Consider the following 12,418-nt stretch of genomic DNA (forward strand, 5'->3'; position numbering starts at 1 on the left):
TCCGTGCCGGGCGGCGGGCTCAAGAAGCGCTGACCGGCTGACGGCCCACTGCCGAAGTGTCGCCATTGCCGAGCGCCACACCGGCGGCAACTGCCGCGCCGACGCCAAGCAGCGCTAACAGCCCAATCAGCCCGGGCCCAAGCAGCAAGCCAGCGGCTTTGCGGCGGCCGCATTCAATCATGATGCTGCTGCCGGCCGGCGCCGTGAATTCCACCGGGTCGTCAAAGCTCTTGTCTTTGTTGGGAAGGATGGTTTCAACCTTCGGGACGGTCACATTCACCTGGCCGGCGCGGTCTTCGATGCGGACTCTGCCGCCGCAGGTCGTCCGCCCTTGAATCATTCCCGCTCCGCAGTTCATCGTCAGCGTCGTGTGGTGGCCAAGCTCAATGCGCCCGAGCGCGCCCAGGTCAATGATGACGCCGCCATTATCGCTCGTCGAAATGACGCTGCCATTCATCACTGTGGCGCCGGTCTGGGCCTCGTTGCCATTGACCATCACCTTGCCGCTTTTGATCGTCAAGGTGCCGGTGCAATCCTGCACGGCGGCAGGGTCGTTGACAGGTATTTTCACTTCATCCGCCGCGAAAGCGCGCAGCGTGAACAGGCTGGTCACGGTGAAGGCCAACAGGAGGCTGAGCAGTGTTTTCAGAGTTCTAAATGGCAATCTCATAACCCTTCCTTCAACAGCAATCGCTCGGGCAAGTGATGGCTGTGCAACGCCGAAAATGGCAGCCTCAGAATAGGACATGGGCTTGCAAAAGTCAACGGTTTTTTCCTTTTTATTCTTCTGTCAACAATAGTTGTACGGCGACTAGGATGCTTCGTAAACCGGCAGGTCGGCTGCCTGAATGTCGGCGAGCGGCAGGTGCGCCAGGTCTTTCGGCGAAAGCAGGGGATGGGCGATGCGCCAGTCTATGGCGAGCGCCGGGTCGCTCCACAAGATGCCGCGCTCATACTGCGGGAAGTAGTAATCGCTGCACTTATAAAGAAACTCGGCGGTCTCGGTCAGCACCGCGTAGCCGTGCGCGAAGCCCGGCGGCACATAGACCATGCGCTGATTCTCGGCGGACAGCTCCTCGGCAATGTGCCAGCCAAATGTCGGCGAGCCACAACGCACGTCGACGACAACGTCTAGCACCGCGCCTTGAATAACGCGGCAGAGCTTTGCCTGCGGGCGGTGGACCTGGTAATGCAGGCCGCGCAGCGTGGCGCGCACAGAGCGGGCATGGTTGTCCTGCACGAAGCGGTCGCGGATGCCAAGCTCGGCAAATTTCATCTCTTGATAGCTCTCAAAGAAAAAGCCGCGCGCATCGCGCCAGACTGTCGGCTCGATCAAACAGACTTCCGGCAATGGCGTATCGATTCGTCTCATCGCTTATTACTCATAGCTGATTCAGAACTGCGCCGCCAGCTTTTCGACGATCAGATGGCCGATGGCCAGCGCCGCGGTGGCTGCCGGCGACGGCGCATTCAGGACGTTGACCAAACGCGGCTGCTCGGCGACAGCGAAATCATCCACAATCGCTCCCGCCGCGTCAATGGCTTGAGCGCGCACGCCTGCGGGCGCTGGCACCAGATGACGGGCGCGAATCTCCGGCACCAGCCGCGCAAGCGCCCTCACAAATGCCGACTTGCTCAACGAGCGCCACATCTCGTGCGCCCCCATGCGCCAGTGTTGTCGCGCCAGTTTCAAAAAGCCTGTGTAGGTGATGGCTTCAAGCAGGTCGCCCGCACGCACGTCGCGCTTGCGGTAGCCTTCGCGCGCAAACGCCAGCACGGCATTCGGGCCGCATTCGACGCCGCCTCGGATCATCCGCGTGAAGTGGACGCCGAGGAATGGGAAACGCGAGTCGGGCAGCGGATAGATCAAGGCCCGGCAGAGCGGCTCGGCCTGGCCGGTCAATTCGTAATACTCGCCACGAAACGGCACGATCCTGAGCGGCGGTCGCACGCCCGCCAGCCGCGCCACGCGATCCGCGTGCAAGCCGCCGCAGTTGACGGCGTAGCGCGCCGCGAACGCGCCCGCTGTGGTTTCGGCGACAATTTCTGTCGCCGTTGTTTTCAGGCCGGTGACCTGCGCCCCACAGCGGACTTCGCCGCCGCGCTCACGGACGCGCTCGGCCAGGCGCTCGCAAACCGCCCGATAATCCGTGATGCCGGCTTCAGGTACATGGATGGCCTGCAATCCTTCGGCGTGCGGCTCAAGCTCGCGTAACCGCTCGCGCCCGATGATCTCGCAGCGGACCTGATTGGCCCGCCCGCGCTCGTAAAGCGACTGCAAAAGGGCAAGCTCAGATTCATCAACGGCGACGATGACCTTGCCGCAGAGGTTATAGGGGATGCCCTCGCGCTCGCAGAAGGCTTGCATCGCCTGCTTGCCGGCGCGGCAGGCCGCCGCCTTCAGCGAGCCGGGTTTGTAATAGATGCCTGAGTGCAAGACGCCGGAGTTGTGGCCCGACTGGTGCGCCGCCAGCCGCGATTCTTTTTCGAGAACGATGACCGACAGGCGCGGGTACTGTTCGGTCAAGCGGTAAGCCGTCGCCAGCCCGACGATGCCGCCGCCGATCACCATCACGTCATGCATGGCCGATTCATTAGTGTGGCGCAAGGCGGTTAGCTTGCGCGAGTCACAGCGCAAGCTAACCGCCTTGCGCCACATGGTCTAATCCGCCGCGCCGGTAGCGCACTCGACCTCAGCGAGCTGCGCCTCGGGCAGAAACTCGCTCAACGAGCGCCGCAGTTCCGCGTCCTGTCCGTTCTCGCTTAAAGCCGCGAGGCGCGCCAGCAGCTCGCGCACCTGTCCGGGCGGGTGAACGGCGAGATGGCCGACAAAGATTTTCGGGTGGCGGGTTGTCGCCAGGCCCTCTTCAGCGATTTCAAGCTCTTCAAAGAGCTTTTCGCCGGGCCGTATGCCGCTGAAGACGATCTCCACATCTTCGCCGGGCCGCAGGCCCGAAAGCGCGATCAGGTCTTTCGCCAGATCGAGAATGCGCACGGGCTGTCCCATGTCGAGGACGAAGATTCCGCCGCCGTCGCCCATCGCCCCGGCCTGCAAGACCAGTTGACTGGCTTCGGGTATCGTCATGAAGTAACGCACCATCTCCGGGTGCGTGACCGTCACCGGCCCGCCTTTGCGAATCTGCTCGCGAAAGATGGGAATCACCGATCCCGCCGAGCCGATGACGTTGCCAAAGCGCACCGCCACGAAGCGCGTTCGGTAGCGTTGATTCAAGTCTTGCACGACCAGCTCGGCGACGCGCTTGGTCGCGCCCATAATCGAAGTCGGGCGCACCGCCTTGTCGGTCGAAATCAACACGAAGGCTTCGGCCTGCTGCTCGCCGGCTAGCTGTGCGACCAGGCGCGTCGCCAGCACATTATTCTTCACGGCCTCGGTGACGTTGCCTTCCATCATCGGCACATGCTTGTGAGCAGCGGCGTGCAACACGACCTGCGGGCGATAGGTCTGAAAGATGGCGCGCATACGCACCGCGTCGCCGACGTCTGCGACCAGGGCGACGATGCGCAGCGCCGGCCAGGTCTCGCGCAGCTCGCGATCAATGTTGAAGAGGGCGAACTCGGCGCGCTCGACCAGCACCAGTGTGGCGGGCGCAAAGGCGGCGATCTGCCGCGCCAGCTCTGCGCCAATCGATCCGCCCGCGCCGGTCACCAGCACCACCTTGCCGGCGAGAAATTGGCGCGTCTCCGCTTCGTCCAGGTGAACCGGGTCACGCCCCAGCAGGTCTTCGATCTGCACGTCGCGGATGCGGCTCACCTCGACGCGCCCCTGGAGAATTTCATGCAGCGCCGGGATGATGCGGACGCGCACAGGGATGCGCTCGCACAGCTCGACGATGCGGCGAATCTCCTGGCCCGAGGCACTGGCCAGCGTGATGACGACGTGATCGATCTTGAGCTTCTCGACCAGCTCGCGCAGATCGTTGGGGGTGCCGAGAACACGCACTCCATAAATCACCGAGCCTTGTTTATCGGGGTCCTTATCGATGAAGCCTTTGACTTCGATGTCGAGGTTGCCGCGGCTGCGAATCTCGCGCGCCGCCAGCGCCCCTGCGCGGCCCGCGCCGATCAGCAAGACAGGTTTCTTCGGCAGGCTGCGCGCCGTGCCGGTCTGCAACTGTTTCTCGTAACGCTCGTAGAGGGCGCGGCGCAGGACGCGCATACCAAGCACGCCGCCAAAGGCCAGCAGCGTGTCAACCAGCATGACCGACAGCGGCACGCGCCATTGATGATACTCAGCGGGCAGGGCGACGCGGATGAAGAGGATCGGCAGCAGCGCCCAGTAAGCCGCGTTGACGAAGGCGCGCACTTCGGCCATGCCGATGAAGCGCCAGATGAAGGCATAGACGCCGGCCAGTGCCAGCGCCCCGAATTGCAGCAGCACGACATAAGGCAACTGGCGCAGCGCCGCCAGCCAGTTGTCTCGCGGCACGTCGAAATCGAAGCGCAGCAGATAAGCCAGCGCAAAGGCGGCGACCAGCGTGACCAGATCGATGGCGAACTGGACGCGGCGGTTGAGCAGCCACGCCCACCAGACGCGCGACCGATTTCGGATGGCGTTTGCTTCGATCATAAAACGCTTATTCTTGTGCGGCCTCGGCGAGCGCGGCGACCACTTCTTCAATCTGCGCGTCGCTGAGGTTATTGTGAAACGGCAGAGCGATGGTGCGGCGCGCCACCGATTCGGTGATGGGCAGCTCGCCCGCCGCGTAGCCGAAGCGCTCGCGGATGTAAGGCTGCAAATGCGCCGGCGAAAAATAGCCGCGCACGGGGATGCCGCGCGCTTCCATTCGCCGCATCACCGAGTCACGGTCTAAGCCTTCGGCAAGCGTCACCACATAAACGAACCAGCTCATGCGCACGTCGGGTTTGACCGCGGGCGTTCGCAGCCAATCGAAGCGCGCCAGCCGTTCGCTGTAGCGTTGCGCGACCTGCGCGCGCTTCGCCAGGAACGTCTCGATGCGGCGAAGCTGACTGACGCCGAGCGCCGCCGACATCTCGTCCAGGCGGTAGTTATAACCCAACCGGTCATGCTCAAGCCAGGCGCCCATCTCGCCGCGCCCCTGGTTGCGCAAACTGCGGCAGAGCCGCGCGATGTCGTCCGAGTCGGTGACGATGACGCCGCCTTCGCCGGTCGTGATCTGCTTGTTGGGGTAGAAGGCGAAGGCCGCCGCGTCGCCAAAGCGACCGAGCTTCGTTCCCTTGAAAGCGGCTCCCAGAGCCTCGCACGAGTCATCAATGATTTTCAGGCTGTGGCGCTCGGCGATGCGGCGAAGGGCGTCCCAGTCCGCCGGGTGGCCGAATACATCAACCGCCATGATCGCTTTGGTGCGCGCGGTGATCTTACGTTCAAGGTCTGCCGGGTCGAGGTTGTAGGTGTCGCGTTCGATCTCGACGAAGACCGGCATCGCGCCTTCATAAAGAAAGGCGTTGACGCTGGCCGCGAAGGTGAACGATGGCACCAGCACGTCGTCGCCCGCGCCGATGCCAAGCGCTTTAACGATCAGGTGCAGCGCCGCCGTGCCCGAGCTGACCGCGACCGCATGGCGTGTGCCGACGTAATCACAAATGGCCTGCTCGAACAGGATCGTCCGCGGGCCAAGCGCCAGCCGCCCTGTGCGCAGTACGCCCAGCACCGCTTCAATGTCCGAGTCATCGAGGTCCGCAGAGGCCATCGGAATTCGCTCGTTCATCGTCCCTCTTTGTCTAAGACCTTTGCCGGGACGCCGACCGCCGTAGCGCCTGCCGGAATGTCGCCCGTGACCACCGCGCCCGCGCCAATGGTCGCCCACTCGCCAATCATTCGACCGGGAATGACCGACGCGCCGATGCCGAGAAAAGCGCCGCGCGCGACCTGCACCTCGCCCGCCAGATGGCAGCCCGGCGCGATGTGAGCGAAATCACCAATGCGGCAGTCATGGTCAACCGTCGCGCCGGTGTTGATGATGGCATGCGCGCCGATGACCGTGTCGGGCTGAATGACGGCGCCGGCAAAGACGACAGCGCCATCTCCGAGTCTCACCGAAAGGTGCAAGCAGGTCTGCGGGTGAACGGCGATGACCCACTCGACGGTCGGCAACTGTGCCTGCAAGCGCGCGGCTAATCGCATTCGCGTCGCGTTGTCACCGATAGCAAGAACCGCGCGGCGATAGCCTGAGCCTGCGAAGTCGTCGAGCGGGCCGCGGACTTCGACGCCGAGCAGACGGCTGCCTTGCTTGCTCCGGTCATCATCGAAGACGGCGGCGACCGTAAAGCCCGCGGCCTGCAATGTGGCGATGACGACTTTCGCATGGCCGCCGGCCCCGAGCACGGCAATGGCGTCGGGCCGCGCGGCGCTCACTGGTCTTTCCCTTCCGAGCCGATGAAGAATGGCATGGTGGCGTGGCCTTCGGCGCTGATGCCTTCACGCTTGCAGAGTTGCGCGAACGTACGCAGTAGGATGCTCAGGTCAAGCCAGAGACTCACACGGTCAACGTACCAGACGTCGAGCTTAAACTTGTCTTCCCATGCCAGCGCGTTGCGCCCGTTGACCTGCGCCCAGCCGGTCAAGCCCGGCTTCACCTCGTGCCGCCGCGCCTGCTCAAGGGTGTAGCGGTCGAGGTATTCCATCAACAGCGGGCGCGGGCCGACGAGACTCATCTCGCCGCGGAGGACGTTGAATAGTTCGGGCAATTCATCGAGGCTGGTGGCGCGCAGGAATTTGCCGAAGCCGGTCAGCCGCTGGCTATCCGGCAGCAAGCGACCCGCGTCGTCACGCGCTTCGGTCATGGTGCGAAACTTCATCAAGGTGAAGGCGTGACCGTTCAGGCCGGGCCGCCGCTGGCGAAACAGAACCGGCGAGCCGAGTTTGACGCGCACCAGTACGGCAAGCAGCAACAACAACGGCGCGAGCAGGATGAGCGAGGGAATGGTAAGCGACAGGTCGAGCAATCGCTTGCCCACACGCCGGTAAGACAGCAGACGAAACGGCTGCCGACGGCTTGCGGCCAATCGCCGGAGCAGGGCCGCGAAATCATCAGTCTGCCCGCGGCGGTCGAAATGCTCGGTGACATAAGCGCGCGCGCGGCGGCCCATCTCGGCGGCCTGCTCGCGGTCGGCGCTCAAGGCCAGCACCGCTTCGGCCAGCCCCGCGTCATCGCCCGGCGGCACGAAGACGCCGCCCGCCGCCGCTTCGATCACCTGGCGAATGACGCCGTCAATGGCCAGCAGCGTCGGGCGACCGGCGGCCATGTAATCAAAGACTTTGTTGGGATAGGTGGTGCGAAACATCGCGATGTCTTTGAGCGTCGCCACACAGGCATCGCTTGCGGCCAGCACCGTAGGGATGGCTGATTTCGGGCGCGCACCGGTAAATGTGACATTCGCCACATTCAACTGGCGGGCGAGCGATTCGAGTTTCGGACGCTGTTTGCCATCACCGACCAGCAGGAAATGAATCCGCGAATCTTCATTGAGTCGCGCGGCGGCGCGCAGGATCACTTCGATGTCGTTGGCCAGCCCCAGCGCGCCGGCGTAGGTGACGACGAACTTGTTTTGCAGGCCGAACGCTTCACGAACGCTCGCGCCCCTGGCCTCCGGGTCAAACATCGTCGTGTCCGCGCCGTTGGCAATCAGGGTGATCTTGTCGGGCGGCACGCCTTTGTCAATGAGATAGTCGCGATAGGCCGGCGAATTGACCAGCAGGTGCGCGGCGCGGCGATAAAGAAACCGCTCTAGCCGGCGCGACAAAACGATGAGCCCGCGATTGCGCAGCACGCCCATGTCTATGGCAAACTCCGGCCACAGGTCACGGATTTCCAATAGCAGCGGGCGGCGACGCGCGAAGGCAATGAGCCACGCCGACAGCCCCTGAAAGATCGGCGGTGACGTGCCCATCACCAGATCAACCCGACCGGCCCGCCAGGCGGTGCGAATCGCGTCCAACATGAAACTCAAAAATGACACGACGCGCCAGACGAAGCTGCGGTGCAGCGCCGGGTACGCATAAGCGCGCAGGACGCGCACGCCATCCAGATTCTGTTCTGTAACCTTCGCATCATCATCAACCGCGCGTTGGCCGGTCAGGTAACTGAGACGGCTCGCCACAACAGTGAAATCGATGCCGCGCTCGACGGCGCTTTTCGCCAGCTCGTAATGGCGCGTGCCGCCCGGCTCATTCGGGCCGACGAACGCTTGATGGATCAACAGCACGCGCATCACGCCATCTCCAATCGGTCGGTCAGCGCGCCGTCAATCGCGGCTGAAGCAATCAACCGCTCATTGGCGCTTGCGTCCAGATGAACAACTGCTCGCCAGCCGCTTGATCGAATAACCAGCGAGCCGGGCGCTGCGGTAACCGAATAATCGTCGGGCGCAAAGATGGTGATGAACGCGGCTCGCGCGGCGTGACATCGCAAGTCCAGCGAGAGCGCCGGCTCGCGGTCGTAGTAGTAAGCCGAGCGCCAGCCGCGCGCGCTGCGCGGGTCGGCCCGCATAATTGAGCAGCGCCCCGCGCCCGACAGATCGAGCAAGCGCGCCGCGTACGCGCCCGCCGCCGTGTGCAGGGTCAGCCGGTGCTGCGCCTCATCCCATGCGAACGGCAGGTCGGCAAAGAGCCACTGCAAACGGTAATCGTGATCCGCTCCGCCGAGCAATTGGTCCGCGACAACCCAGCACTCGTCGCCGACGCGCATGACCGCGCGCCGGTGCGCGACCGGCGACGGCAAGCGCCGGTAGCCATCGTGTTCTCCATGCCAGTAGACCAGATGGCCGCCCGCCGAGCGCCGGTAATCGGTCATCCCACCGCGCAGCCACGGCAGCCAGAGAAAGCGGCCAGCGCGCTCCATCTGGTCACAGCCGTCCACCATGACCGTGTTGTGATACGCCGTGCGCGCTAGCTCGTTATCCCAGGGCGCGGGCGCGTGATAGCTGAAGGTGCCGGCGTCCGTGGCAATGTTTTCGCCGCGCCACCACAGGTCAACGTGCAGCATATCGGCTTGCGCCGGGCGATCTTTAAACGTCGCGGCGCGCACGAAAGCGAAGCCGGCGGGCGAGCGCAATGTGTAATAACCGCCACACTCGGCTTGCAGGTCGGCGCGCGGCGGTGGCGCCACCGGCGCGGCGAGCGCCCGCGGGCCAAACAGCCAGAGCAGGTCTTCATCCCACGGCCCCGCCGCGTAACAGCGAGTTTGATCAATCAAGTAATGTGTCGCCTGCACGACCGGCCTGTAATCTTGAAAGTCGCCGTTGTCGAGCGGCAGCACCAACGCGCCATCGTTGTGGCCATAATTCGGCACGCGCCCGCTCGTTGTGTCCTGCAATTGATAAAGGAAATCACCGGCACGGGCGATGCGATGCTTCAACTCGTCGCTGAACGGCTCTCCCAACAACTCGCCGAGCCGCAGCGGCCACAGGTAATCGTGCAACATCAAGCGATGATAATTCGTCGAGTGCTGCGTGAACGCGCCGTCGTCATAGATCAGCTTGCGCCCTTCGGATTCGAGCGCGGCGCGGCCTCGTTGCCTCCATGACGCAGCCGCTTTGAATTCGCGAAAGAGTAGCCCGACGGTGTAGAGGCCGGCGGCTTCGCTGATGCCGTGATTGTTGCCCTGGCTGAGCGCGTGATCGAAATTGGCGGCGATCCGTTCAGCCGTTATGGCAATCATCTGCGCAAGACCGCCGACGCGCGCCGCCGTAGTTTGTGGCGAGTCGAGAAAGGCATAAAGCGCAAAGCACCAGGCCATCACGCGAAACGCTGCCTCCTGGCCACACTTCCAGTTCGCCCCCTGCTGCGGCGGATTGTTAACGCGCCAGTCTTCCGCCGCGCGCCAGAATTGTTCAACGTAATCTTCATCACCTGTACGCCAGTAGGCGCGAGCGAGCGCGTAGGCGTAGGCGAAGCGCGACGGCTCCCAGATGATTTTGATGTCGCCCGAATCGAAATCGCCGATGCGGCTCCAGTGCAGGTCAGCCGCGCCGCGCTCGCCTGTGAAGGGGTTCGCATGCCAGTCGGGCGGAAAGCCGGTTTGCGCCGTGCGTCGCTCAAAGTAACGCAGCCGGCCTTGCTTGATCTGCGCGGCGATTATCAGCGGCGTCGTTTCGGCTACGTCGTCCCAGGCAGCGAAGAGAGGTTGATAACGCTCGCGGTCGGCGCTTGCAAAGAAGAACGGCGGCGCATGGCGCTTTCGGTAATCAAGATAACGCTCAGGGTCGGCGAGCGCCGCGTCTTTCAAAAACTGTTCGAGCGGTTGTGCCTGCCAGGCGCGCGCCGGCAAACGCCATGCAATGGCGCCGCTGCGCAGCCGCGCCGCGTACCCGACACGATGCGCCAGCCAGCGCGGCCCGAAGTGCTGCCAGAGATGATACAGGCGCGAGGCCGAAGACATGGAGATCATCGTGTCTTTATCGCTGCTTTTGAAATTGCAAGAGCAGCATGTACTTTCCGCACTCAGGGGCTCGCCCGCCGGTCGTATCAGCAGTCGTATCCAGGGCGGCGCTGAAGCCCTGGCGCTCGGCCATCTCGCGCCACTGCCCAGGCGTCAGGCGCTGCCGCGAAACGCTCAAATAGATCAGATAACGCTGCGCCGCCGGTATGAGCTTGAATGCCGCTGAACGGGCGAGCCGCACCGCCAGGGGGCGGAGAAATTTTTCGAGCTTGCGCCGCCGGTTCCGCACGTCCGGCGCAGTAAAGATCAACCACCCGCCGGGCTTCAGCACACGGTTGCATTCGCCCAATACGGCATCCGGGTCATGGAGGTATTCGAAGACGCTCGTGGCCACCACCGCTTCGAACGCCGCAGAAGTCAGCGGCAAGCGTTGCCAGTTTGCAGACAACCGCAGCCAGCGAATCGGCGCACCGGCAAAGGCCCGCTGGCCTTCTTCAATCATCTGTTCGGCAATGTCGCACGCCGTCACGTCGTAGCCTTGCCGGCTGAGATGAAATGCGAGATTGCCGGTGCCACAGCCCAGGTCAAGAATCGCGGCGGGCCGAGAGAGCCTTTGCGTGATGAGCTGCCCGACCGCATGAAGGCGATGCCGCAGCGGGCCATTGTCTTCATACTTTGCCGGCCAGGATGCGGCTTTGTCGTTGAACAGCCGTTGTACGGCGTTCGGCTCCTGGCTTTTTGTTGCTGTGCTCATGTGAAAACGGCTGTCGCCTGAGCGATACGCGCCTAGCAACGATGACCGGCGATCATATCGAGGTAGAACTGCTCGGCTTGTTGCATCACGCGCTGGTATTCGGCGCGCTCTGCGATCAATCGCCCATTGCGCTCGCGGGCCGCTTGCCGCAATGGCCCGTCGTCGAGCGCGCGAATCATCGCGGCAGCCAGCGAATCAGCGCTGGTCGCATCGCAGAGCAGACCGTTCACGCCATCGTCAATCCACTCGCAGACCGATTCGATGCGGCCCGCGACCGGCAAGCAGCCGCACGCCATCGCTTCGAGCAGCGTGTTCGGCGTGCCGTCGTGCAAGGAAGGCGAGACGGCCACCTGCGCCAGCCGAAACAGCGCCGGCATCTGGTCACGCGCCACTTGCGGCAGCAGGCGAACGCTTTCAGCGAGGCCGAACTGCTCGACCCATCTCTCGGCCATCGGGTTGCCTTGCATGGCGACGCACAGGAAGACCGTCCGCGGATGCTTGTTTAAGACCGCGGGCAGGGCGGCAAAGAATGTGTCTGTGCGCACGTAGTTGCGAAAGCCGCGCGGGTTGATTATCACCGGCGCATCGGTGGCGATGCCGAGCTGCTTCATCAAGGCGGCGTTCGGCTCGCCCCGGTGAAACAGCGACGAATGAATGCCGCCCGCAGTCGGCAAGATAATCGTGTTCTGCAAGTTTTGAAATCCCCACGCCTGGGCGGCGAGATCGAGGTCGCGCCGGCAGTCGCAATGCAAGGCGTCGGCACGTTGCAAGACGCGGCGCGTCTGCCGGGCAATGATCGGGTAGCGGCTGGCGAACAACGTCAGATCGTTCCCCCAAACCGACACCAGCAGCGGCAGAGATTCTACGGCGGCCCGCGCCGCCAGCATGCCTTCAAACGGGATGCGCATGGCGTGGACGACATCCGGCGCAATCTGCCGAATCAACCCTCGCGCCCGTTTGATCGCGGCGGGCAAGGTCAGCGGGCCGGCCCACATTCGCGCCGCCAAAACCGATTGTGCCAGTCGGCCCTTGCGCAAGCCCGCTAGCCGCCGCGCCCACCGCGAGCGGTTCTGGCCGGCAGCGCCATTATGCGGCGTCGCTTCGGCGGCCAGCAGCCCGGAGAAAGCAAGTGGGAGTTGATAGACCATTGCCCCGGCAAACGCCCCGGCGTCGCACGGGTAGGTCGAGAGGATGTGAACGTCATGACGGCGCTCGATGAAATAATTGATCCAGCCCTGAGCGATGGGACTGCGGGCGTCGGCGACAAAGAGAATTCTCACATCGG

10 protein-coding genes are annotated in these 12,418 nt (G+C 63.7%); all 10 read right to left on the reverse strand.

The annotated features are described in order from the left end of the window. Positions 1-19 precede the first annotated feature (19 nt). The 10 genes from VJ464_07925 to VJ464_07970 all read right to left on the reverse strand — a co-directional run bounded on the left by VJ464_07925 (position 20) and on the right by VJ464_07970 (position 12,413). The gene (locus VJ464_07925) at positions 20-670 is read right to left on the reverse strand and encodes a hypothetical protein (GenBank protein HKQ05041.1); all 651 of its coding nucleotides are present in this window, start codon (positions 668-670) and stop codon (positions 20-22) included. A 141-nt stretch (positions 671-811) separates the two neighbouring features. After that, positions 812-1,372, reverse strand: coding sequence for a dTDP-4-dehydrorhamnose 3,5-epimerase (gene rfbC, locus VJ464_07930; GenBank protein ID HKQ05042.1), 561 nt, complete (start codon positions 1,370-1,372; stop codon positions 812-814). A gap of 21 nt (positions 1,373-1,393) precedes the next feature. Beyond that, positions 1,394-2,584, reverse strand: coding sequence for an L-2-hydroxyglutarate oxidase (lhgO, locus tag VJ464_07935; protein ID HKQ05043.1), 1,191 nt, complete (start codon positions 2,582-2,584; stop codon positions 1,394-1,396). Between the two features lie 78 nt (positions 2,585-2,662). Further along, positions 2,663-4,588, reverse strand: a complete 1,926-nt coding sequence (locus VJ464_07940) for a nucleoside-diphosphate sugar epimerase/dehydratase (GenBank protein HKQ05044.1) — start codon at positions 4,586-4,588, stop codon at positions 2,663-2,665. A gap of 7 nt (positions 4,589-4,595) precedes the next feature. Next, the gene (locus VJ464_07945) at positions 4,596-5,708 is read right to left on the reverse strand and encodes a DegT/DnrJ/EryC1/StrS family aminotransferase (protein ID HKQ05045.1); all 1,113 of its coding nucleotides are present in this window, start codon (positions 5,706-5,708) and stop codon (positions 4,596-4,598) included. Further along, complete coding sequence (locus tag VJ464_07950; protein ID HKQ05046.1) at positions 5,705-6,355, reverse strand: acetyltransferase; 651 nt, start codon at positions 6,353-6,355, stop codon at positions 5,705-5,707. Before VJ464_07950 ends, VJ464_07945 begins: the two co-directional genes overlap by 4 nt. Continuing rightward, positions 6,352-8,211 carry a sugar transferase gene (locus tag VJ464_07955; protein HKQ05047.1) on the reverse strand — a complete coding sequence of 620 codons (1,860 nt, stop codon included), beginning with the start codon at positions 8,209-8,211 and terminating at the stop codon, positions 6,352-6,354. Before VJ464_07955 ends, VJ464_07950 begins: the two co-directional genes overlap by 4 nt. Beyond that, on the reverse strand, positions 8,211-10,388 hold the full coding sequence (locus VJ464_07960; protein ID HKQ05048.1) for an alginate lyase family protein: 2,178 nt from the start codon (positions 10,386-10,388) through the stop codon (positions 8,211-8,213). Before VJ464_07960 ends, VJ464_07955 begins: the two co-directional genes overlap by 1 nt. Positions 10,389-10,395: 7 nt before the next feature. Further along, positions 10,396-11,133, reverse strand: coding sequence for a methyltransferase domain-containing protein (locus tag VJ464_07965; protein ID HKQ05049.1), 738 nt, complete (start codon positions 11,131-11,133; stop codon positions 10,396-10,398). Positions 11,134-11,165: 32 nt separating this feature from the next. After that, positions 11,166-12,413 carry a glycosyltransferase family 4 protein gene (locus tag VJ464_07970; protein HKQ05050.1) on the reverse strand — a complete coding sequence of 416 codons (1,248 nt, stop codon included), beginning with the start codon at positions 12,411-12,413 and terminating at the stop codon, positions 11,166-11,168. Positions 12,414-12,418: the final 5 nt, after the last annotated feature.

It is taken from the genome of Blastocatellia bacterium, from assembly GCA_035275065.1.
In the GTDB taxonomy this organism is placed as follows: Bacteria; Acidobacteriota; Blastocatellia; order UBA7656; family UBA7656; genus DATENM01.